Source organism: Enterococcus sp. 5H (genome assembly GCF_028128615.1).
Lineage (GTDB): Bacteria > Bacillota > Bacilli > Lactobacillales > Enterococcaceae > Enterococcus_L.
Map to the genome: position 1 here is coordinate 1 of NZ_AMDP01000022.1, position 22,901 is coordinate 22,901.

The 22,901-nt window shown below is 34.7% G+C and carries 21 protein-coding genes, 1 pseudogene and 1 riboswitch; of the genes and pseudogenes, 21 read left to right on the forward strand and 1 reads right to left on the reverse strand.

The annotated features are described in order from the left end of the window. The 9 genes and pseudogenes from C240_RS09295 to C240_RS09335 all read left to right on the forward strand — a co-directional run. The coding region (locus tag C240_RS09295; RefSeq protein WP_271494550.1) for a family 1 glycosylhydrolase at positions 1 to 798 on the forward strand (798 nt) is incomplete at its 5' end. A gap of 19 nt (positions 799 to 817) precedes the next feature. Further along, positions 818 to 1,633, forward strand: coding sequence for a histidine phosphatase family protein (locus C240_RS09300; RefSeq protein WP_271494552.1), 816 nt, complete (start codon positions 818 to 820; stop codon positions 1,631 to 1,633). A gap of 130 nt (positions 1,634 to 1,763) precedes the next feature. Next, positions 1,764 to 2,525, forward strand: a complete 762-nt coding sequence (locus C240_RS09305; RefSeq protein ID WP_271494554.1) for a tyrosine-protein phosphatase — start codon at positions 1,764 to 1,766, stop codon at positions 2,523 to 2,525. 21 nt (positions 2,526 to 2,546) lie between these two features. Next, positions 2,547 to 3,029, forward strand: coding sequence for a nucleoside deaminase (locus tag C240_RS09310; RefSeq protein WP_271494556.1), 483 nt, complete (start codon positions 2,547 to 2,549; stop codon positions 3,027 to 3,029). 178 nt (positions 3,030 to 3,207) lie between these two features. After that, a complete protein-coding gene (locus C240_RS09315) occupies positions 3,208 to 3,525 on the forward strand; it encodes a cupin domain-containing protein (protein WP_271494558.1) in 318 nt (105 codons plus the stop codon). A 21-nt stretch (positions 3,526 to 3,546) separates the two neighbouring features. Continuing rightward, complete coding sequence (locus tag C240_RS09320) at positions 3,547 to 5,184, forward strand: peptide ABC transporter substrate-binding protein (RefSeq protein WP_271494561.1); 1,638 nt, start codon at positions 3,547 to 3,549, stop codon at positions 5,182 to 5,184. A gap of 134 nt (positions 5,185 to 5,318) precedes the next feature. After that, positions 5,319 to 6,029, forward strand: a pseudogene (locus C240_RS09325) (DUF1003 domain-containing protein). Continuing rightward, entirely contained in the window at positions 6,026 to 6,469 is a 444-nt protein-coding gene (locus tag C240_RS09330) for a GNAT family N-acetyltransferase (protein ID WP_271494563.1), read from the forward strand. The pseudogene C240_RS09325 and the gene C240_RS09330 overlap by 4 nt, the downstream one beginning before the upstream one ends. 327 nt (positions 6,470 to 6,796) lie before the next feature. Further along, positions 6,797 to 7,228 carry a hypothetical protein gene (locus C240_RS09335; protein ID WP_271494565.1) on the forward strand — a complete coding sequence of 144 codons (432 nt, stop codon included), beginning with the start codon at positions 6,797 to 6,799 and terminating at the stop codon, positions 7,226 to 7,228. Positions 7,229 to 7,463: 235 nt separating this feature from the next. Here C240_RS09335 and C240_RS09340 read toward each other — a convergent pair whose 3' ends face one another. Continuing rightward, positions 7,464 to 7,781, reverse strand: coding sequence for a hypothetical protein (locus tag C240_RS09340; RefSeq protein ID WP_271494567.1), 318 nt, complete (start codon positions 7,779 to 7,781; stop codon positions 7,464 to 7,466). 334 nt (positions 7,782 to 8,115) lie between these two features. Here C240_RS09340 and C240_RS09345 point away from each other — a divergent pair, with 334 nt between their 5' ends. The 12 genes from C240_RS09345 (at position 8,116) to C240_RS09400 (ending at position 22,890) form a co-directional block, all read left to right on the forward strand. Continuing rightward, a complete protein-coding gene (locus C240_RS09345) occupies positions 8,116 to 8,814 on the forward strand; it encodes a winged helix-turn-helix domain-containing protein (protein ID WP_271494569.1) in 699 nt (232 codons plus the stop codon). 812 nt (positions 8,815 to 9,626) lie between these two features. After that, entirely contained in the window at positions 9,627 to 10,313 is a 687-nt protein-coding gene (locus tag C240_RS09350) for a winged helix family transcriptional regulator (RefSeq protein WP_271494571.1), read from the forward strand. 346 nt (positions 10,314 to 10,659) lie between these two features. Continuing rightward, positions 10,660 to 14,019, forward strand: a complete 3,360-nt coding sequence (locus tag C240_RS09355) for an isopeptide-forming domain-containing fimbrial protein (RefSeq protein WP_271494572.1) — start codon at positions 10,660 to 10,662, stop codon at positions 14,017 to 14,019. A gap of 18 nt (positions 14,020 to 14,037) precedes the next feature. Next, complete coding sequence (locus C240_RS09360; protein WP_271494574.1) at positions 14,038 to 14,394, forward strand: LPXTG cell wall anchor domain-containing protein; 357 nt, start codon at positions 14,038 to 14,040, stop codon at positions 14,392 to 14,394. After that, positions 14,391 to 15,197: a WxL domain-containing protein gene (locus C240_RS09365; protein WP_271494576.1), complete on the forward strand. Its 807-nt coding sequence runs from the start codon at positions 14,391 to 14,393 to the stop codon at positions 15,195 to 15,197. Before C240_RS09360 ends, C240_RS09365 begins: the two co-directional genes overlap by 4 nt. A 37-nt stretch (positions 15,198 to 15,234) precedes the next feature. Beyond that, a complete protein-coding gene (locus C240_RS09370) occupies positions 15,235 to 16,026 on the forward strand; it encodes a WxL domain-containing protein (protein ID WP_271494578.1) in 792 nt (263 codons plus the stop codon). A gap of 92 nt (positions 16,027 to 16,118) precedes the next feature. Then, positions 16,119 to 17,210 carry a DUF916 and DUF3324 domain-containing protein gene (locus C240_RS09375; protein WP_271494580.1) on the forward strand — a complete coding sequence of 364 codons (1,092 nt, stop codon included), beginning with the start codon at positions 16,119 to 16,121 and terminating at the stop codon, positions 17,208 to 17,210. A gap of 24 nt (positions 17,211 to 17,234) precedes the next feature. Then, entirely contained in the window at positions 17,235 to 17,903 is a 669-nt protein-coding gene (locus tag C240_RS09380; RefSeq protein ID WP_271494583.1) for a hypothetical protein, read from the forward strand. A gap of 18 nt (positions 17,904 to 17,921) precedes the next feature. Further along, on the forward strand, positions 17,922 to 18,662 hold the full coding sequence (gene lepB, locus C240_RS09385) for a signal peptidase I (RefSeq protein WP_271494586.1): 741 nt from the start codon (positions 17,922 to 17,924) through the stop codon (positions 18,660 to 18,662). A gap of 122 nt (positions 18,663 to 18,784) precedes the next feature. Further along, positions 18,785 to 18,874: riboswitch (SMK box riboswitch) on the forward strand. Continuing rightward, positions 18,872 to 20,059, forward strand: a complete 1,188-nt coding sequence (metK, locus tag C240_RS09390; protein WP_271494589.1) for a methionine adenosyltransferase — start codon at positions 18,872 to 18,874, stop codon at positions 20,057 to 20,059. It overlaps the preceding riboswitch by 3 nt. 250 nt (positions 20,060 to 20,309) lie before the next feature. Further along, positions 20,310 to 21,800: an MDR family MFS transporter gene (locus C240_RS09395; protein ID WP_333908808.1), complete on the forward strand. Its 1,491-nt coding sequence runs from the start codon at positions 20,310 to 20,312 to the stop codon at positions 21,798 to 21,800. A 301-nt stretch (positions 21,801 to 22,101) separates the two neighbouring features. Beyond that, positions 22,102 to 22,890 carry an alpha/beta hydrolase gene (locus tag C240_RS09400; RefSeq protein WP_271494595.1) on the forward strand — a complete coding sequence of 263 codons (789 nt, stop codon included), beginning with the start codon at positions 22,102 to 22,104 and terminating at the stop codon, positions 22,888 to 22,890. Positions 22,891 to 22,901 lie beyond the last annotated feature (11 nt).

Below are 22,901 nucleotides of genomic sequence, written 5' to 3' on the forward strand. Positions count from 1 at the left end.
GAATTATTAGCAAGTGCTATCGCAACTAAAATTGCTCATGAAGTCGATCCTGAAAACCAAGTCGGCTGTATGTTAGCAGCAGGGACCAACTATGCCTATACATGTAAACCAGAAGATGTCTGGGCCGCACGCAAAGCAGATCGGGAAAACTTTTTCTTTATCGATGTACAATCACGTGGCGAATACCCAGCCTATGCACTGAAAGAACTGGAAAGAGAAGGCATCGAATTGCCAATCGAAGATGGTGATTTAGACTTACTAAAAGAACATACAGTTGATTTTATTTCGTTCTCTTACTATTCTTCACGCGTCCAATCAACAGATCCAGCAATTAATGAACAAACAGCGGGAAATATTTTTGCCTCAGTGAAAAACCCTTATTTAGAAGCAAGTGAATGGGGCTGGCAAATTGATCCACTAGGACTGCGTGTGACGATGAACGACTTATACGACCGTTACCAAAAACCGTTATTCATCGTAGAAAATGGTTTGGGAGCGGTAGACACGCCAGATGAAAACGGCAATGTGATTGATGATTACCGTATTGAGTATTTAGCCGCACATATCCAAGCGATGAAAGACGCGGTAGAACAAGATGGTGTTGATCTATTAGGTTACACAACGTGGGGCTGTATTGATTTAGTTTCAGCTGGAACAGGGGAAATGAAAAAACGGTACGGTTTTATCTACGTAGATCGGGACAATGAAGGAAATGGAACATTAACACGTTCGAAGAAAAAATCCTTTGATTGGTACAAAAAAGTCATCGCAACAAATGGGGAAGATTTAACAAATTAGTAAAACAGGGGGAAGAAAAGTGAAAAAGTTTGTAAGAATGTTAGGGGTATTAACACTAGGACTACTAGTCGTTGCTGGTTGCGGAAATGGAACTGATAGTAAAGCAGATTCTGCTGCAAAAGAAACACCAGAGGAATTAACGTTGTATATTGTACGACATGGAAAAACAATGTTAAATACAACAGATCGTGTGCAAGGTTGGTCAGATGCTGTTTTAACTAAAGCTGGTGAAGAAGTTGTAACAGCTGCAGGTGTAGGGCTAAAAGATATTGAATTTCAAAATGCTTATAGCAGTGACAGTGGAAGAGCAATTCAAACAGCTAATTTGATTGTGGAAGAAAATGAGAAATCTTCTGATTTACAAGTCATTACAGATGAGCGTTTAAGAGAATTTAACTTTGGTACTTACGAAGGCGATCTGAATCACACAATGTGGCAAGATATTGCTGACGATCAAGGTGTTACTCTAGAAGAATTTATGAAAAATATGACGCCAGAATCATTTGCAAATAGTGTGGCAAAATTAGATGCAAAAAATGTTGAAGAAGCAAAAGTTAATTGGCCTGCTGAAGATTATGAAACAATTACGACTCGACTGAAAGCGGGTCTAGATGATATCGTTGAAAAAGAAATGAAGAATGAAGGTTCAGGTAATGTATTAATTGCTTCACATGGTCTAAGCATTTCAGCATTATTAGCAACATTGTTTGATGATTACAAAATTCCAGAAGGCGGCTTAAAAAATGCCAGTGTTTGTACCGTAAAATATAAAGACGGCAAATATACATTAGATAAAGTGAATGATTTAAGCTATGTAGAAGCTGGTCAAAAATAAGAAAATAAATAAGGTTGAAGCTGACTACTACGTTAAGCTTCGACCTTATTTTTGCAAAGATCAGCCGAAGTGACACTTTTGTTGGATTTTTGTGTATAATAGTACAAAAAGAAAGAAAAGGGATAATATTATGGTGACTATTACAAATTTTCGGGATATTGGCGGAATCAAGAATAAAGATGGCAAGAAAGTTCTTACGGATGTCTTTTTAAGATCAGGGGAATTATCAAGTTTAACTAAAGAAGACGAGCAACGATTAGAAAAAATTTATCGTTTAAGCAAAATTATCGATTTACGTAGTGAAGCAGAAGTTGAAGAGCGCCCAGATAAGACTATACCTAAAACAGATTACATTCATATCGATATTTTAGAAGATATGACAGATGATGGTGCAACAATTGCGGATTTTGTAAAGATTGGTTCACCAGAAAAATCAGCAGCTTACATGGAAAAACTCTATGCTAATATTGCTTTAAACACGACCGCTCAAAAAGGATACAATCGCTTTTTTGAAGAAATACTAGCATTAGAAAAAGAACAAAGTATTTTATTTCATTGTTTTGCAGGGAAAGACAGAACAGGGATTGCGGCTTTACTGGTACTAGAATCATTGGATGTACCGAGAGAAGCAATTTATACTGACTATCTGATAACGAATGAATTAAGAAAACAAGAAAATGCTATGATTATAGAGCAAGCTAAAACAGCGAATTTAACTGAAAGCAATTTAGCTGCATTACAGATAGCACTAAACGTTGATAGCAGTTATTTAGATAGTTTTTATCAAACAGTCGAAAAAGAATATGGAAATATTCCAACGTACCTAAAACAAGCAATTGGTGTTGATAAAGAGATGCTTGAAACAATCAATCACCGTTTTCTTAAAGGCTAAATGAATAGGAGCAAGCTCGGTATGACAAAAGAACAACATCTCCAGTTATTGCGCCGTTGTGTAGAAATCTCAAAAAATGCTCGAAAACATGGGAATACGCCTTTTGGTGCGCTTTTGACTGATCAAAACGGAACAATTCTTTTAGAGCAGGAAAATATTGAAATTACAGAAAATATTTGTACAGGGCATGCAGAAACGACTTTAGCTGCTAGTGCTTCACAAAAATACAGTAAAGAATTTTTATGGGATTGCATATTGTATACGACAGCGGAACCTTGTGCAATGTGTACAGGGGCAATCTATTGGGGAAATATTGGAACAATCGTCTACGGGATGTCAGAAAAAAGGTTGCTGGAACTAACTGGGGATAATCAACAAAATCCCACATTTGATTTACCAACTAAAGAAATATTAAGTCATGGTCAAAAACAGATTAACGTTATTGGGCCATTTGCAGAAATCGAACAAGCTGCAGCAGCAGTTCACGAAGGTTATTGGCAGTAACATGAAAGTAGAAAACATTCGTTTTGTTTGATGTTCTCTACTTTTTGTATGCTTATAAATAAATAATTTTTAAAAATTCAGAATTTTCCGAAATGTTATTGACTTCTTAACTATATAAGGCAATAATAGATAAAATCATGTAAAAAAGTAACGAATTATAAGGAGTTGAAAGAATAAAATGATTATTAAACCATCATTACCACAAGAAATGACTATTTTTTTTGATTCAGATAATCAACCGAATGAAAATGTCCAAATGGGCCTTATTGTATTACAGCCAGGAGAGAAAAGACCTTTAGAAGGTTTTGCTAGACACGATCAAGATGAGTATTCTTACGTTGTTTCAGGAGAAGCTCATACGATTTTGGAAGATGGACAAGATTTAGTCGGAAAGCCAGGAGATGCTCAATTGATAGAAGCCAATGAAGGTCATATTAACTACAATGACGGAGCAGAACCGGCAGTGGTTGTTTGGATGTTAGTAGAACGGAAATAAAGTGAAATTGGGGGATAATGTATGAAAAAGATAAGTAAAGCAATTTTATTTTTAGGAATTACAATCGCTGTCATTTCGGGATGTGGCAGTAAACAAGGCAAAGAAAGTGCTGAAAAAATAGAACCGCTAAGTTTGATGTCACCATCAGAGTTAACAACACTTGATACATCAGTGATGTTGGATTTTCCAGATGCTATTGTCCAAACTGCAGCATTTGAAGGGTTATATGCATTAGACGATAAGGATGAACTAATTCCCGCAGCAGCAAAAGAAATGCCGGAAATTTCTGATGATGGTAAAACGTATACGATTAAGCTAAGAGAAGATGCTGTTTGGAGTAATGACGATCCAGTAACAGCAAAAGATTTCGAATATGCATGGAAAAAAATGATTGATCCTACGAATGGGTTCGTTTATAGCTTTTTAGTAAAAGATACAATTTTAAATGCAGATGAAATCTCAGATGGCAAAAAATCAGTAGATGAATTAGGTGTTAAAGCAATTGATGATTATACTCTTGAAGTAAAACTAAAAGAAGCAAAGCCTTATTTCACATCGGTTTTAGCGTTTCCAACATTCTTTCCGCAAAACCAAAAGGCAGTAGAGGAATTTGGGACAGAGTATGGAACAACAGGAGAAAAAACTGTTTATAATGGTCCCTTTATTGTTGAAAATTGGAAGCAAACAGATTTGAGCTGGGATCTCAAAAAGAATGAAAAATACTGGGATCACGAAAATGTGAAATCAGATCATATTCACTATGAAGTAATCAAAGAAGCTTCAACAGCACTGAATCTTTTTGAAGATGGGCAATTGGATGTTGCGACAATTACAGGTGAGTTAGCTAAACAAAATCAAAGTAATCCGGATTATCACTCATATCCAACTGCAACAATGAATTATATTCGTCTAAACCAAGAGCGTCAGGGCAAAGCAACACCGCTAAAAAATGAAAATCTGCGAAAAGCTTTGGCTCTAGGAATTGATAAAGAAAATTTAGTCAATAATATCATTGCTGACGGTTCAAAACCTTTATATGGAGCAATTACTGAGGGATTTGTAAGTAATCCTGAAACAGGTGTAGACTTCAGAGAAGAAGCTGGCGACTTAATGAAGTACGATAAAGATGAAGCGTTGAAATATTGGGAACTAGCAAAAAAAGAATTAGGGGACAAGATTACCCTAGACTTAATGGTAACAGACGATGGTTCATACAAGAAGATGGGTGAAAGCCTGCAAGGCAGTCTGGAAAAACTATTCTCAGGATTAACGATTAATGTGACAGCTTTACCAACTGAAACCGCGTTGAATTTAAGTCGTGAAAGTGACTATGATATGTTCTTAATCTACTGGACACCCGATTATCAAGATCCAATCTCGACTTTGAGTATGTTGCGTACAGGAAATGACCGCAACTATTCTAATGCTAAGTTTGATGCTTTGTTAGATGATGCGTCACAAAAATATGCTACTGATCTAGGAAGACGTTGGGAAACTTTGATTGCAGCTGAAAAAGAAGCTATTGAAACAACAGCGGGCATGATAATTATCAGTCAAAATCAGCAATCAGTATTACAGAATCCACAAGTAAAAGGCTTAAGCTATCACACCTTTGCTGCACCGCTAACCTTAAAAAATGTTTACAAAGAAGCAAATTAAATACCAAAACCAAAACTGTACAGTGCAAAGGCGCATTGTACAGTTTTTTTTGCTATTATATAATCAAAACATTGTCTGAAAAGAAACTAAAATTGTATGATAAGTATAAATTAGATTAAGGAGCGAGTGAAAAAATGACTAAAAATAAATCTGAGCAAACTAAAATGACCAATAATGCAGTTCTCTTAAAAAATGTAGAAGTAGAAATTCGTTCATTTATTTTAGCTCAAAAACCTGAATTAACAGAAGAGTCAAAGATCCCCTTTCAAGAGCTCTTAAATTATCGTATAGACTACATTAAAAACTTAATATCAACGGATTCAGAAAAAATGGAGCAATTAAATGAAGCAATTGTTAAAACAATTAAAGAAAATACAACGATCACCGATAAGCTGAAGCCAAGCACTGAAAAAAAATTGACATTGGGTCAAAAGACGGCGGATAGTATTGCAAAATTTGGCGGAAGTTGGCCTTTTATTTTCATTTTTGTTAGCATTTTAATTATTTGGATTATCGCAAACTCTATTATGATATTTTTTAAACCCTTTGATCCGTATCCATATATCTTGCTTAATTTAGCGTTGTCTTGTTTAGCTGCCATTCAAGCACCGATTATTATGATGAGCCAAAATCGCCAGGAGCAAAGAGATCGCAAACAGGCTGATAACGACTATCAAGTAAACCTAAAAGCAGAAATAGAAATTAATTTATTACACGATAAAATGGATTATCTAATTAATAATCAGTAGCAGCATCTAGTTCAAATGCAAAATATGCAGATTGAATTACTTGGAGAATTACAAGAAGAGCTAAATGAAATGAAAGAGGAAAGGAAAACGGAATGACATCAATAAAAAGTATTCAAGCAACTGAAAATGATTACCCGCAATTAATTGGTATCTGGGAAAAATCAGTCAAAGAAACCCATCATTTTCTATCAACAACTGATTTTGAAATAATAAAAAAAGAACTGCCAACGTATTTCTCGAATGTAGAGGTTCAAATTTGGCTGGATCAAAACGATATTATTGGCTTTTCAGGAGTATCTGAACAAAAGTTAGAAATGCTGTTTCTCGATCCAGCATTTATTGGAAAAGGATATGGACGACAAATACTAGCTCTTTTAGTTGAAAAAAATGCAGTTCACTTTGTAGATGTAAATGAACAGAATCAAGCTGCTCTAAGATTTTATCTTGCGTGTGATTTTGAAGAATATGATCGTAGTGAACTGGATGATGCGGGGAGACCATATCCAATTATAAATTTGAAAAAAAGTACACATTGAAAATCCACTTGATATTTTTGTTCATAAGCTTTTTTAAAATAAATAGTTTGAACTGTTTATGTTTTTTTGATTTTTTTAAAAAGATAAAATATTTTTTTGTTTAAAATTAACTATTTAAAAATAATAAAAAAATCAATAATAGCCTAAACACCTTGTATTTACAAGGACTAGGGCTTTTTTTTTATTTTAAAGTCTAAAAAAAATAAATATAGGGATGAAAAAAATGACAAAATTAATAGCATATTGCTTGATATAAAAGATTAGAGAATACTATAATAGGAATAAGTCAGCGTTTTTAGCTGCTTAGATATGGGAGGAGAGAGCATTATGTTTAGTTATACAGATATGATTTTGTCAGTAATGCAAAGAGTTGAAGTCTACAATGAGATTTTTAATGCCATTTCTAAGGAAGTACAAGAGAACAGCTGTAGCCAAGCGATTAACAGAAGAGGAAAAGATACTTATCTATTTTGCCGTAATAATGTTAATCGGTTCTTTGTAGAAGAAGCTAGTTTTAGAAAAAACCTAGTATTTTATGGCGAAAAAGAAGCAACAAAAATCTTGTTAAAAGGATTAGATGCATATAAAGAAGGCATTTACATCTGGTTAGAAGCTTTAAATGACAAATGTGAAGTCATTGATGAAGTTATGTACAAAAGAGGCGTAAATGGTGCAAAAAGCTCATTTATCTTGATTAATCAAGCTTGCAAAGAAGCCTGTGGTGGTATTGAGAGTGCCCATAGTGTGCATAAAATGTAAACGAATGTAAAATTATTAGCATTTAGCTAATATATATTTATTGAAAAATAAATTCAGTTATTCAAATTAATTCTTATTAAAAACAATAATTCTCTTTTGTCTTGTGTTTTATAAAATAATTGAAGATGAGATTTTAGAAAAAAACTTGTTTAAGAGCAAAAGTTCGATTTTTCAGCACTTGTTCATATTCAGAGCTTCAGATAAAACTATTTATAGTTTTATCTGAAGCTCCTTTTTATTTTATTCTTAAGAATTTTTCAATTAAATTATCCAATGCATCATCAATCTCATCAGCATTTGAAGAGTTACGGTAAAGGAATTTAGGAGGCGAAGTATCCATATCTATGAGCTTTGTACCGATTGCTTGTGATTGATCTAGTGTAACTGTAATTTGAGGATGAACAATGGTTTCACCACAAGAACCGGCAATAAGAAATGTTAGTTCTAAAGTAACATCATCAATTGAGCGAATCCGATAATAACCATCCCCGATAAATTTTTTCTTCTCACTAAAGACACTTTGAAGCATGTTTAACTTTTCTAATCTCTCCATGTTTATCTCTCCTTCGTAATTATTGTATCATTTTTTTACTTTTCAGATAACTAAAGTAAGTTTGTTGGCTAATCATGGATAAAATAAAAGCGAAAAATCTACTGAAAAAGATAGGTATCATACATAATTCTCAATTATTCTGAATTTTATTTAACAAAATGATATATAAAATATTGAAAATCAGTGGACTCAGCAAAAAAAATAGCTTAGACTTATTTTTGTTTGATAATTATATCTAGATTATTTTTTGATGCTGGATGAATATAGAGTTCAGTGAGTAATAATAAATGTTGTTACATTTTAATGGATATAGTATATAAAGGAGAATTAGTGTATGTACAATATTGGGGTTGTTTTACTAGGAGAGACGGATCAAGAAACGTCAATTGTTTCATTAAAAAATGAACAGCTACAGATTTGTTTAACTGATAAAGATGAAGTAATTGAAAGAACGGAAAAATATGATGGTATTGTAATTGCAGAACAACGCACACAAAATATCGGCATAATCTGCGAACTGATTATTATGTTAAAGAGAAAACACAATACATTTGTTTGGGTGGTTTCTGAGCGAAAACATAAAATGAATCGGATTGCCTACTTACAACTTGGAGCAGATGGTATAATTAATGAGGATTGTGATCTGGAAGAGTGTGGGTTTATGATGATTAATGCACTGGATAGATACAAAGATATCGGCACCGAAGAAGAAAATCAGATCCATAAATCAGTTGAGCTTTCAGATTTACAGTTACGTCCATGTAACTTTAGTGTTGTTGTAAAAGGGAAAGAAATCAATTTAACAAGATTGGAATATAAAACAATTGAATTTTTACATACAAAACAAGGAACCGCAGTCACCTATGAAGAAATTTATAAAAATGTTTGGATTAATGAAGTGAATAAAGCAAATGATAAGCAGTACCGTGTATCAAATTTAGTTTTTCATATAAGACAAAAGATTGAAGAAGATACAACACGTCCGAAGTATATTAAAACGATCCGTTCAAAAGGGTATAAGTTGATGCTCTGATAAGGTAAAATTAGCAATTTTTGTTAATGAATATAAAAAGAGTTTCGCCTTTTTAGCCAGTTTTAAAGTATGTGCAAGATATTGACTAACTTTGTATGAACTATGGGAATAAATTGTAAGTTGTTATTAGATAAGCAAGTACCAAGGTATTAAGAAAATGAGTTTGGGAAGGTTTTATTTAATATTTTAGGTGTTTTATTATTCAGTAGTGGCACACAAATATGACAAAGCTATTAAAAAAATAGTAAAGAAAAGGTAAAATTAATTATATAGATATATTAAAATTGAAAATAGTTTTGGGATTTCCTCCAATAGTTGTAGAAGCAAAGACAACTTTGGAGTTTTTTTGTTTACATAGAAATTATTGCACAAAATTTTATCAATTAAGGGGTGCAGAAGAAAGAATATTCTCAAATTATTCTTCTTCTTTTTGACACTCTAAAACCTTTTATAACCGTTATTACCCAAGGTTTAAGGAGTTTTTTTTAAAATTTATTAGAAGAAATAATTAAGCTTTTTTCTTTATCTTTTTGGCTTAAATCAATATGTGAATCTATATGTGAAAATAGCGCTTTTCTGATTGGAAAAAAAGAAGATAAATGAATTTCATTCACATAATTCTCATTTTTTTGAGTTTTTTATTAAAAAATTGGAAAATAAAAAGATTATAATTAGCTAGACTTATAAAATTAAATATATTAAACTTACTTTGATTTAATTAATATGTTAAAAATATCTAATTTTAATAACGTATATATTTATAATGTTTTGAAAATGTGATAAGTGGATGGAACTAAAGAGGAGAAGTACATATGCATAATATAAAGTTTGTTTTGCTGAATGAAGAAGATAAAGAGAAGTACATAGAATTAAAAAAAGATAATGAGTTAAATATTGAACTCATCAATAAGAATGAAGCAGCAGAACTAACTGATAATGGGGATATTATCATTATCAATGAGCAACAGTTACAAAATATTGGTGTGGTTTGTGAATTGATCATTTTATTAAAAAAGAAAAGTGATGCATTCATTTGGATTATTTCTGAACAAATTCACAAAATGAACCACATTGTTTATTTACAGCTTGGGGTTGATGGGATTTTAGATAGTAAATCTGATCCAATAATATCAAAACTGTTAATAACAAATGCATTAAACCGTTACAAGAATCACCAAGGACAAAAAAGCCAACTAAAAAAAATGGACAAAGATTCGGGACTTGAATTACTGCCATCTAATTTCAGTATTTTGTTACAAGGAAAAGAAATTAGTTTGACCAAGCTTGAATTTAGAACAATTGAATTTTTGCAGTCGCAGCAAGGTGTTGCAGTTTCATATGAAGAAATCTATAAAAATGTGTGGGACGAAGATGGACAAGGAAAACAATATCGAGTATCAAATTTGATTTTTCATTTAAGACAAAAAATAGAAGAAGATACAGCCCGGCCTGAATATATCAAAACTATACGGTCTAAAGGGTATATGTTAAAAGTCTAGTTCCCTAATATGTCATGGCGGTTTTTCACTAGTATTAGTAGAAATAATGACGGTGACAAAAGAAAGTTAGAGCTAAATTTAAAATTAGTTCATTGGTCATTTTTGTTTTCTATTTTTCAAACCAAAATAAAAAGATAAAAAAAAGAGGAAAATTAGTATTAGTTGTCTTTATTTTAAGTACATAAAGAACTGCCATTCTTTAGTAAAAGACAATGATAAAATACTAAATTTCCAGATATAACTTGAATTTATCAAAAAAAATGATTTTTGGCAAGAAAAATTGAAATAAATGTTCATTTATTAAGACAAATGAACAAGAATCATAAAAGGGAGGAGTTGAAGAGATATGAAAATCGGAAAAAAGTCTTATTTGGTTGGGACAATTATACTATTTATAAGTATTCTGAGCCTAAATTTATTTGAAAATACTTCTCAAATAAAGGCAAAAGAAAACCTCCCAACTGAGACTGGTCAAGTAAATCTGGGATTAGATCCACTACAAGTTACTCAGACTGAAGAAGATTTGCATAATCAAGAAAACATTACAGTGCCTGAAATGGAAGCTTATATGGATGGTAGTGCTTATCAGTCTAGGGCTGCTGGCAATCAAGGAATTACTGGAAGTATGACAGAAGCTGAATATAATGCACAATTTAGTTCCTTAAATGAACAGCAAAATGCTGCTTGGAATGAAAAATATAATTTTCGGCCGGAAACCAATGTGGTACATGTTTCTACTTGGACAGCGTTTCGAGCTGCCTTTGAAAATAATGCTGTGTCTAAAATTGTTTTAGATGCTGATATCTATTATGGAACATCTGTTGCAATTGTACGTTCTGAATCAATTGAGATTGACGGGCAAGGCCATTTGCTTGAAATGATTAATGGTTCGATTAACGTTGACGGTTTAACTTCTTTAGCAGCATTCGGCAAAGCTTTCTCAGATGTTCCGGTATTCCATATGCATGATATTCAAATCGCCAATAACACAGGGTATGGTGCACTTGAAGGAAACCTTGGTAATGCATGGTCTTTCGTAAATGGACGAGGTCAATGGGGAACTGGGGGATCTGGAGCATCTAATCGAAGATTGTGGCGTTATCGTCTAGGTAATGTTTACACGCCTTATGATAAAACTAAAACAAATAATAATCAGCGAATTGGCGGACGAGTAATTGGTGCTTCTCGAGCTGAAATTAGTGTTTGGGGTTACAATACGGTTGTTACAGGTGCCGAAAACTTTTATACAGGCGGCATGACATTTGAACCGCATACATTTTATAAGGGAACAAATGCTTATTATAATTATTCAGTTATTTGGTTTATGGATAATACTGGTAATAGTGGTGATACTAATTCAACGGGGACAAGAAAGTTTGACGTTGGAGAAGGCAGTTTTGTTTATTTGAACTATACGGCTAGTGGTACGGCTTATCCAGCTGTCTACGAGTTCTTTGATCAAATTCATATTGGGGAAAATGCTACGTATAATGCTAATATGCCTGGATCAGCTTCTTATTTTAACGTAAACAATGCTAGTTTTGTTGCCGAAAATGGATCGAAAGTCAATTTACTTTCTCGTGCGGGGAATGTTCCAACTGTGCAATTTGGTGCAATCAATGGAACGAATAGTGGAACGGTGACAAATCCATCGAATACGAAGTATGAATTTAAGCCAGGATCAAGTGTATTTATTGTTGGAAATAACAATGGCGGGGTAATTAACTACAACTCTACCGCTGGCGGGCACCAATTTATTTTGGATAATCCAGAATCATTTGATATTCGCAACACATACAATAGTACAACTACAACAAATGCATTTTTAGCAGATAATACTAGTAATAGAGGAACGAACAGCTTTAAAATTTTAAATTCAGATATTTCTATTTGGAACAATTCAGCAGCAATAGATGGTGCACCTACCTATGATTATAATAATGTAGGTTCTTTTATGGTAACTAATTCTGTTGCTAATGGAGGAATTACAAGTTCAGACTCTACATTAGCTAGTCAGTTTTTACGTCCGAACTTTAAGCGGATCTCAGGTATGAATAGTACGCCAGTTCTTACTTGGACCCCTGTGACAGATGCTGACTATAGTCAACGAGGACAAGTATTGATCGGTTTTACCGCTGTCGGAGGGACAAATCCGTTTGATGAAAATGGTGATGCGAAAGTGCAAGCTGTCTATGCTGATGCAACACGTAAGGCGTATGTTGATTTTACGGATACCTTAGGAAATACCTACACTGGAGTAAGTACAGCGGATAACTTTATTCATTGGACAAAAGAAAATCACACAACAGCCGGCTTCCAGCTTGCTGGGCAAAATATGCTGGGAACACCTTATCGTGCAAGCTTAGTGAATAGTGTTTTAACTCCTTATCGAGTGGGTGAAGAAACACCAACCCAAGTACTTGATGTAACACCTCCGGAACCAGCTCAAGTCACAGATGGCAAAGTAACAAATAGCACGAAACAACTAATGGGTACCAATGCGGAACCAGAAGCAAAAATCTATGTAGAAATTAATGGTGTACGCCAAGCGACAGTTGGTTCAGTAAGTGCAGATGGGTCTTGGACATATAATCTTCCAAGATACTTGAATATAGGAGATACGGTACAAATATTCTTAGAAGATAATGCGCCGAAAATCACTGAAACAATTAGTCCAGCACCTCCAGTTACAAATACAGAAACTGGAAATATTAATCCAGCTACAAATTTGACTTATCGTGATGCTACGTTTGGAGCAGCAACTAAATATACAGTTGTTGATAGCCTGCCAGATAATCCGCAAATGAGTAAAACAGTTGTTTCATCAGGTGGAGCAACAACTCAGGTAGGTGATACATTAACTTATACACTTACTGCAACAAATGGGAAAGCTGCGACTCTTGATACAACTTGGCGTGATGTTGTTATTACAGATACACTTCCAGCGGGATTAATATTCGATCCAGAAACTGCTAGCATCACTATCAATGGTGTTACAGCAACAGCTTCGGACTATACGTATGATGAAAGCACTCGATTACTAACTATACCAGTAGGCAATTTAAACTCTAGTGAGTCAGCCGTTGTAACATTTAAAACAACAGTAGAACAGCTAGCAGTTGGAACAACCATTACCAATACAGGTAAAGCATTAGGTTTTTCGCCTAGAGAAACGGCTCCATTCATTGAAGGGGCAAATGATCCGGATAGGGCTCATGACGAGTACTCAAAAACTGCTAGTGTCGTTAACCCAGGGGGAGAAATCTACGGTGTGTTAGAACTTGTTTCAGCACCGGATGTTATTAACTTTGGCGCAACAACATTTAGTCCTAAAGGCACAACGATTAATAATCCTTCATATGAAGGTGAAGATCTAGTTGTCAAAGACGGGCGTGCTATTCAAGAGGTCTGGACATTAAATGCAAAATTAGATGAACCATTAGCTAATGTTGATAACCCGACAGAAATCATTCCCAATGCTATCCGTTATGTTCATAGTAATAATGAACTAACGTTGACAGGAGCTGCACAACCGATACTATCACGTAAAAATGAGGATACAAATCCTTATAATGTTAGTGGAAATTGGGCACCAGATGGAGACGGATTTAAATTGATTGTTCCGGCCGGACAGTCTATTGTTTCAGGAAACTATGAAGCAACAATTGTTTGGGAATTAGTGGCAGGACCACCGCCAGCACCATAAAGTAGAGGAGAGAATGAAATGAGAAAAAAAATAGCATTCATTTTACTGTCTTCTATGATGGTTCTGGCGCTACTTACCCAGTTTTCTTTGGGTGCAACTGCAGCTGAAAACCAAAATGGCGGACAAGTAGTTACTGAAGGAATTATTACATTTTATGAAGACTCAACGGAACCAACAACAGAGCCTTCGTCATCTGAACCGACTTCAAAACCAACTAGTTCATCAGAATTTCCAGTATCTAAACCTGCTGGGAAAATACCTTCATTGGGTGAGATTGCTAAGGGTACTTTAGGCATAATCGGAGTTATTCTTGTTCTTGCTGTTTTCTTCTTTGTAATTTGGAAAAGAAGAAAAGATAAGGAGGCAGATGAATGAAAAAAATAACAGTTCTATTCACTGCTAGCCTGTTAGCTATGACAATATTAATAGGAAATATCTCAGTATTCGCTGAAGAAAGTTCTGTAGTTGGAGGAGGAACCATTCGGTATACCGGAGAAATACCAACAGATCCGGTTGATCCAGAAAATCCAACAGAGCCAATTGATCCAGGGCCGGGACCTTCGACTAATGGACAGCTGAGGTTTGATTTTGCCCCAACTTTAAATTTTGGAGCGAATAAAATTTCAGATGAGAATCGTAATTTTTATGTAAACGCGCAGCTATTCCATAATGGTCCTAGTGCACGAGGAAACTTTTTACAAGTGACTGATTCTAGACCAGAAGGTACGGGCTGGACTTTACAGGTTCGACAAGAATATCAATTTAAAAATGATGTCATTCAAAAGGAAGATGAAAAAGAGTTAAAAGGCTCGATTCTTTCTTTTGATAATACTTGGGCGAATTCTGCTTATACACAAGAGAAAGCCCCGCAACTTAGTAAAGATATCATTCAACTAAACGCCCAAGGAACAACTTTTCCTGTTGCAAATGCAGACAAAGGTCATGGACGTGGAACATGGTTGATTTCATTCGGAGCTTCTGAAGAAAACCAATCTAATCAGCCAAACACACTGTTTCCAAAAGTTGATGAAAGCAACAATCCGATTTTAGACCCAAACTTTGAAAATCAAGCGGTCTACGGGAATAATGCTATTTCTTTATCAATACCAGATGGTGTTAAAGTTCATCCGGTACAATATCAAACAGAGTTAACTTGGATATTAGCCGAGTTACCATAAAACACACACAAACACACAAAACTAGGAGGAAACACAAATGAAATTCAAAACATTATCATCATTAGTATTAGCAGGAACATTGGTAGCAGGAACAGTAGGAGCAGTAAGTGCAAGTGCTGAATCACAAACTTTAGTAGGTAAAGGTACAATCACATACTCAGAAGATACTACTACAAACCCACCAGTTGATCCGGAAAACCCAGGTGAAGTAGTTGATCCAGGTGAAGAAATCACTGTAAATCCAAATGGCGGACCAATTACAATCGATGCCGTTTCTAACTTAAACTTTGGTTCTCAAAAAATTGGTGTATCACCAACTGCTCAAACATACAATGCAGCAGCTGTTGAAACTAAATTAGCTGATGGAACAGCAATTACACGTGGTAACTTCGTACAATGGACAGACAAACGTGCTGGAAATGATCACACATACGAAGTGAGAGCAAACTTAACACAACAATTTAAAAATGGAACAAATGAATTAGCAGGCGCAACAATTGCTTATTCAAACGGAATGCTAAACTCAGCAATGCCTCAAGCAAACTGGCCAGCAGGGACTCCAAAAAGTGTTGTTTTAACTGAAGATGGCGGTTCTCAACAAGTATTTGACAACTTATCTTCAACAGGTGCAGTTGGTTTAGGAACATATACAGCTGAATTTGGTCAATCAGCAGCAGATGTAACCAACGATCGTAATGATGTATCAACTGGTTTAGCAGGTGACTCAGTAGTACTAACTGTACCAGCAGGACTAAGCATTACTTCTGGAACTTATCAAGCAGACATTACTTGGTCAATTGAATATACTCCAGCACCAGTAGCACCTTAATTACACACATAAAATAAATTGTTTATTGGATACACTGATCCCTTCACTTAGGGATCAGTGATCTTATGCTTAAAGTGAAAGAAGGAAATCTTATGAAAAAAAAATTAGTATACATAGCAACAATCATTTTTATTGCAGCCCTTAGTTTGGTAAGCATATCTTCAGTTAGTTACGCCGAAGATAGTAGTGAATCAGGTGGTGCAGCAGGTTTTATCTATGAAATTAAGAAACCAGAAAATCAAAGAGGCGATGCAGGTTATTTTGATTTAAGAATGCAGACAGGCCAGCAGCAAACTGTTCAAATTCTACTGAAAAATCCAAGCGATAAAGAAATTACAGTTGAAGCAAGCTTGAATGGTGCTAAAACCAATATGAATGGCGTTATCGAATACGGTCCAACGAACTTGAAAAACGATGCTTCCTTGAAATATGATTTTAATGATCTTGTAAAAGCACCTGAAACAGTGACGATTCCAGCAAATTCAGAAAAAGCATTAGACATAGCTATTACAATGCCGGAAACATCTTTTGATGGAAAAATAGTTGGCGGAATTCAGCTGAAAAAAACAGATAGTGAAGAAGATAAAGAGCAACAAAAAGGCGCCAATGTTGTGAATAAATATGCTTATGTTATCGCAATGGTTTTAACTGAAAATGATAATGAAGTCAAACCAGAATTAGAATTAAACAAAGTCTATGCCGGACAAGCAAATTATCGTAACGTAGTTTATGCAGATATTTCAAATATCAAAGCAAATTTTCTAGATAATTTGTCGATAGAAGCACAAATTATGACAGATAAAAATGATGAAGTTTTGTATGAAACTAAAAAAGCATCTATGCGGATGGCGCCAAACACGAATATTACTTTCCCAATTAACATGGCTGGTGAAAAAATGATTGCTGGTAAATACCGTGCTCATATTCTAGCTACGTCAGGAGATCGGAAATGGGAATGGACAGAAGAGTTTGAAATTACGAACGAAGAAGCAGATAAATTCAACCGTGAAGATCTTGGTTTAGTTCAAGAAAAAGGCTTAAATTGGCCTTTAATTGTCGGTATTGCTGCTGGAATTTTTGTTTTAATCCTCGTGGTCTTTTTAATTATTCGTGCGGTTCGCAAAAAGAAAGAAGAAGCAAAGAAAGCAGAACGACGCAAAAAGAAGCAAGCGGCTAAAAAATAGGAAAAGAACAGGAGAAGAGGATTTATGACTACGTTAGATTGGATTTTTATGGTTATGTTAGTGTTAGCAATCCTCTCTGGTTTATTTTTCATCCTTTTTCTATTCCTGAGTATTGGAACTAAAAGAAAAATAAATCAAATTAGCAAACAAAAGCCAAAGAATAAGAAAAAACGAAAGAAACTTTATTTTAAGAATAAAAAACTAATCAAGCAACAGAAAAAACAAAGAAATCTTACGTTATTGTTTCTTCTGTTAGTGGGATTATTTGCTGGCAGCGGACTGTATGCAAGATATTACCAGTCAACAAATCTGACAACGGATGACTCTGATTCGATTGTCCAAGGTTACTATTTATTACGAGACTTTGATGGTGAGTTGGAAAGAGCAGGACAAGGTGCAGATAACCAAACAAAAATAGAAGGAAATTTGCGTTATTTATCGAGTGCAATGAGTAGTTTTGGAACAAAAAGAGCTAGTACAGTTAATACGGAAGAAGGCCAGTTGGCACTTAATCGATTTTATGATGCAATTAAAGAACTTGGAACGAACGCTGTAAACAACTATACTAAGTTTTATAATAACCCACAGCTAGTAGAAGAATATCGAAAAGATATCGAAAATGCTAAAAAATATGAGAAGAAAGTCCTTGAGCTTTATAAAGTCAATGAGTCTGCGCTACAAAAGCAAAAGTAAACAGTTGAGGTGATCCGAATGGATTTAGAAAATAACTCAAAAAAACATTCTAAATCGTCGAATGACTTAAAAAAAAGCAAAAAATCTGATGTTTCAGCAAAAAAGCCTCAAAAAAAACGTCCACAAAAATTAGTGGAGCAAGGCAAACAGCTACAAAAAGTCAATAAAAATCGAGTGAAAAAAGTAGATTCTAAAAAAAGAAAAAGAAAAAAGCGTAGAAAAATAAAAATATTGCTGGTTGAGTTGCTGGGTGCAGTCTTGATCACGAGTGTACTTATTTATCTTGTTTCTCTCTTTTTATTCACATTTGTCAAAGTTGAAGGTTATTCAATGGTACCAACTTTAAGAGATGGTGATGTAGTTTATATAAATAAGAAAGCAAAAATCCAAACTTTTGACTTAGTTTACATTAAACACGCTGGAACAGGTGAAAAAGAGCTTCGACGAGTGATTGGCTTACCAGGGCAAACGGTTGTTTATAAGAACGATCAATTGCAAATTGACGGGACAATTAAAGAAGAAAATTTTATACTTGAAGAACAACAAACGGCAATGCAAAATGGTCGCTTATTTACGGACGATTTATCAATCCTTTCGTTAATAGGAGAAACAAAGATTCCCAAAGGAAAATATTTTGTTTTAGGTGATAATCGACCTTATTCTACGGATAGCCGTTCTTATGGGGTAGTTGATGAAAAAGAAATTATCGGCGTGGTGGAAGGGAAAATCCTACCGTTACACCAAATCGAAAGATTTTAAAAAGTATCGTCTGTTTTTGATGGTACTTTTTTCATTTAAAGAGGAAATCGTTTAAATATAAAAAGTGTTTTATTTACTTTTGCAAAAATTAAGTCTTTTCTTAACAAATCTGGTATACTAAGAAGCGTTACAAGTTCCCGAAAGGATTTATTTGAGAATAGCTTAAATAAAGATGCCTTGTAACCGAATATAACTAGGGGGAATACATTATGACAGAGAGACATTTATTTACATCAGAATCCGTTTCTGAAGGACATCCGGACAAAGTAGCCGATCAAGTGAGCGATGCTATTTTAGATGCGATTTTGGAACAAGATCCAACAGCCCGTGTGGCATGTGAGACAAGCGTTACAACAGGTTTAGTTTTAGTTTTCGGTGAGATTTCTACAACAGCTTACGTAGATATCCAAAAAATCGTTCGTCAAACACTCAAAGATATTGGGTATACACGAGCAAAATATGGTTTTGACGGAGATACTGTTGCTGTACTTGTAGCAATTGATGAGCAGTCACCAGATATTGCTCAAGGTGTTGATGATGCTTTAGAAACTCGTGGTGATAAAGATACAAAGGATGATATTGGTGCAGGAGACCAAGGTTTAATGTTTGGTTTTGCCGTTAATGAAACACCTGAACTAATGCCTTTACCGATTTCATTAAGCCATAAACTGGTTCGTCGTTTGACAGAATTACGTAAAGAAGGAAAATTAGCTTATTTACGTCCAGACGCAAAATCGCAAGTAACAGTTGAATATGATGAAAATGGCAAACCGCAACGAGTGGATACAGTAGTAATCAGTACGCAACATGATGAAGAAACAACGCTGGAGCAAATTCAAAAAGATGTGAAAGCACTTGTAATTGAAGATGTCATACCAGCTGAATTACTAGATGAAGAAACAAAGTATTTTATTAATCCAACAGGTCGATTTGTGATTGGCGGACCTCAAGGGGATGCTGGTTTAACTGGACGGAAAATTATCGTAGATACGTATGGTGGTTATGCTCGCCATGGTGGCGGTGCTTTTTCTGGAAAAGATGCTACAAAAGTCGATCGTTCTGCTAGTTATGCAGCACGTTATATTGCTAAAAACATTGTAGCTGCCGGTTTAGCTGAAAAAGCAGAAGTCCAATTAGCATATGCAATCGGTGTAGCACAACCAGTATCTATCTCAATCAATACTTTCGGGACAAGTGAAGTATCTGAGAGCAAATTGATTGAAGCTGTTCGTAAAAACTTTGACCTGCGTCCAGCAGGAATTATAGAAATGCTTGACCTTCGCCGTCCAATCTACAAACAAACGGCAGCATATGGTCATTTCGGTCGTACAGATATCGAACTTCCTTGGGAGCAGACAGACAAAGTCGATGCAATCAAAGCAAGTTTGGGAGAGTAAAAGAGGCGGCGCTGCTAATGAAAATTAGTGGCGCTGTTTTGCTGCGAATCACTACACTTCGTTACGATCGCATCAATTTTTGAAAGCTAAAGCTCCAATAGTTGAAGTTCTGCAACTGGTTTTTCTAAATAGCGAAGAAGAAATAAGTAGAAGATAGTCAGTAATAGAGTAATCTCAGATAATAAAGACATAAAGCAGCTAAAACCAGATAATAAGCTGTACATAAAAATTTAAAACTTAAGTTATTACAATGAAAAAGTTTAAAAAGTTAGAAGGATGGGGAAATATGGAAAGAAAAACAAACGTCAAACTTGTAACAATTAGTGTTTTTGTTGCAACATTTATGACCGCAATTGAAGGAACAATCGTTTCAACAGCAATGCCGACGATTGTAGGATCGTTACATGGTATGGAAATTATGAACTGGGTTTTTTCAATTTATTTATTAACAAATGCCATGTTAACACCGATTTATGGAAAACTAGCAGATAAAATTGGCCGTAAGCCGATATTTTTAATCGGAATTATTATTTTTATTATAGGCTCTTCGCTTTGTGGTTTAGCACAAAATATGATTACGTTGATTATTGCCCGTGCGATTCAAGGGATTGGTGCAGGTGCGATTATGCCAGTTGCGTTGACGATTCTTGCAGATATTTATTCAATTGATAAACGTGCAAAAATGTTAGGGTTAAATAGTGCAGCATGGGGGATTGCGAGTATTTTTGGTCCGCTTGCAGGTGGTTTTATTGTTGATACGATTGGTTGGCACTGGATTTTCTTCATTAATGTACCAATTGGGTTAGTTTTGATGGGATTAATTGCCTATTTCTTAGTTGAGCCAAAACGAGAAAAATCTAAAGTTCCGATGGATATTTTAGGCAGTGTTCAATTAATGTTTGTTTTATTGACATTGTTACTAGGATTTCAATTGATTGGTGATGTTGGATTTGATTTGAAAGTATTCCTTTGTCTAGGAGCTTCGGTTTTATTCTTTATTAGTTTTATTTTTGTTGAGAAAAGAGCGAAAGATCCGGTTATTGATTTGCTTCTATTTAAAAACTCGACTTTTGTGATTGTAAATATTGTAGCAGCTTTGATTAGCGGATTTTTAATGGGTGTGGAAGTATATATTCCAATGTGGATGCAAGGTGTTTTAGGAAAAAGTGCGGCAATTGGGGGATTAGTTTTAGCACCGATGTCTATTTTATGGATGGTAGGTTCGTTTATTGCTAGTCACTTGATGGAAAAATATTCTACCAAAAAAGTTATTTCTATTGGATTAAGTATTACATTATTAGGCGGAATCTTTTTAGTATTAGTACCAGCAACTGTTTCATTTATCTGGTTCTTTGCGATATCTTCTGTTTTAGGTGTTGGTTTTGGGATTACGATTACGACAACTACAGTAACCGCGCAAAGTAGCGTTGAACCTTCTGAAATGGGTGTTGCAACATCATTTAATACGCTGGCTAGAACAATCGGTCAAACCCTGATGGTCTCAGTTTTTGGTGTCATTATTAATGCTGTGACGACTTCTGAGCTAGCTAAAAGTTCATTAAAAGTAGATCCCGATGTGATGAATCAGTTAGTCAACCCACATACTGCAAATACGATTTCAGCTGATTTGCTAACGCCATTACGTGGAATGTTATACTCTGGGTTGCATAATGTTTATTTGGTTGGGATCTTCCTAATTATCGCTGCAATTGTTTTAAATGCAGCAGTTAAAAAAAGATAAAAAATACCTCTGAAATTCTTGTTTTATCAGGAATTTTAGAGTTTTTTTCTAATGAGAAACTATTATGTAATTTCTTTATAAAAAGCTCTCAAAGAACACAAGTTTTTAACACAAAAAGTTCATATTTACTTTGTATTATATAGACATACCAAGAGAAAACAACTTAAGTAAAAACACTTTTCATTTTTTTCATTTTTAACTCCTCCCCTATATAGCCTGTTCTTGTCAGAAGAACAGGTATTTTTTTTCGATTTCATTATTTAGTGCTACAATAATAGAAAGAGAAAGTGAGGGATGTTGAATGGCTTTTTTACAAGCTAATATTTATTCAAATAGTTTAGAAATGGAAGTTTCACTCAATGTTATTTTGCCGCAAAAGACGGAAAAAAAGATTGGAACTGCGACTGAAGGAAATTTGACGGATGTACCAGTGTTGTACTTATTACATGGTATGGGTGGTAATCACAGTGTTTGGGAACGGCGAACATCAGTAGAACGTTATGTTGCGGATTTGGGGTTAGCAGTTATTATGCCGTCAACTGACTTGGGATGGTATACAGATACTACGTATGATATGAACTATTGGACGTTTATTTCAGAAGAGCTACCTCAGATATGTCATGAATTATTTCCGCAATTGACAACTAAAAGAGAAAAAACATTTGCGTGCGGACTTTCAATGGGCGGTTATGGTGCCTTAAAACTTGGATTAGCAAAATCAGAAAATTTTGCTGCGGTAGCCTCATTATCGGGAGCGGTTGATCTTGCTGGTGGAGTTAACGACCTATTATCAATTCGAGGGAAAAACTATTGGGAAGGCATTTTTGGACCATTGGAAAAAATCCAAGGATCGGTGAACGACCCGATGTTTTTGGTAGAGCGACTAGTAAAAGAGCAGAAAAAAGCACCAGCTATTTTTCTTTGTTGTGGTGAAGATGATCCGTTATTATATGCAAATAAAAAAATGGCGGCAACTTTGGCAGAAAATAATATTAAACATACTTTTGAAACGGGACCTGGTGTTCATGACTGGTTATTTTGGGATACGTGGATTCAGAAAGTGTTAGCTTGGCTGCCGTTGGATAAATAATACGCAAAAAA

What these genes read in the sequence shown, in the direction of transcription:
- C240_RS09395 (WP_333908808.1), top strand. Translation starts at nt 20,310, where the DNA reads ATGAAAAAGTTTAAAAAGTTAGAAGGATGGGGAAATATGGAAAGAAAA.
- C240_RS09400 (WP_271494595.1), top strand. Translation starts at nt 22,102, where the DNA reads ATGGCTTTTTTACAAGCTAATATTTATTCAAATAGTTTAGAAATGGAA.
- C240_RS09340 (WP_271494567.1), bottom strand. Translation starts at nt 7,781, where the DNA reads ATGGAGAGATTAGAAAAGTTAAACATGCTTCAAAGTGTCTTTAGTGAG.
- C240_RS09310 (WP_271494556.1), top strand. Translation starts at nt 2,547, where the DNA reads ATGACAAAAGAACAACATCTCCAGTTATTGCGCCGTTGTGTAGAAATC.
- C240_RS09365 (WP_271494576.1), top strand. Translation starts at nt 14,391, where the DNA reads ATGAAAAAAATAACAGTTCTATTCACTGCTAGCCTGTTAGCTATGACA.
- C240_RS09305 (WP_271494554.1), top strand. Translation starts at nt 1,764, where the DNA reads ATGGTGACTATTACAAATTTTCGGGATATTGGCGGAATCAAGAATAAA.
- C240_RS09345 (WP_271494569.1), top strand. Translation starts at nt 8,116, where the DNA reads ATGTACAATATTGGGGTTGTTTTACTAGGAGAGACGGATCAAGAAACG.
- C240_RS09335 (WP_271494565.1), top strand. Translation starts at nt 6,797, where the DNA reads ATGTTTAGTTATACAGATATGATTTTGTCAGTAATGCAAAGAGTTGAA.
- metK (WP_271494589.1), top strand. Translation starts at nt 18,872, where the DNA reads ATGACAGAGAGACATTTATTTACATCAGAATCCGTTTCTGAAGGACAT.
- C240_RS09315 (WP_271494558.1), top strand. Translation starts at nt 3,208, where the DNA reads ATGATTATTAAACCATCATTACCACAAGAAATGACTATTTTTTTTGAT.
- C240_RS09360 (WP_271494574.1), top strand. Translation starts at nt 14,038, where the DNA reads ATGAGAAAAAAAATAGCATTCATTTTACTGTCTTCTATGATGGTTCTG.
- C240_RS09330 (WP_271494563.1), top strand. Translation starts at nt 6,026, where the DNA reads ATGACATCAATAAAAAGTATTCAAGCAACTGAAAATGATTACCCGCAA.
- C240_RS09375 (WP_271494580.1), top strand. Translation starts at nt 16,119, where the DNA reads ATGAAAAAAAAATTAGTATACATAGCAACAATCATTTTTATTGCAGCC.
- C240_RS09370 (WP_271494578.1), top strand. Translation starts at nt 15,235, where the DNA reads ATGAAATTCAAAACATTATCATCATTAGTATTAGCAGGAACATTGGTA.
- C240_RS09320 (WP_271494561.1), top strand. Translation starts at nt 3,547, where the DNA reads ATGAAAAAGATAAGTAAAGCAATTTTATTTTTAGGAATTACAATCGCT.
- C240_RS09350 (WP_271494571.1), top strand. Translation starts at nt 9,627, where the DNA reads ATGCATAATATAAAGTTTGTTTTGCTGAATGAAGAAGATAAAGAGAAG.
- C240_RS09380 (WP_271494583.1), top strand. Translation starts at nt 17,235, where the DNA reads ATGACTACGTTAGATTGGATTTTTATGGTTATGTTAGTGTTAGCAATC.
- C240_RS09355 (WP_271494572.1), top strand. Translation starts at nt 10,660, where the DNA reads ATGAAAATCGGAAAAAAGTCTTATTTGGTTGGGACAATTATACTATTT.
- lepB (WP_271494586.1), top strand. Translation starts at nt 17,922, where the DNA reads ATGGATTTAGAAAATAACTCAAAAAAACATTCTAAATCGTCGAATGAC.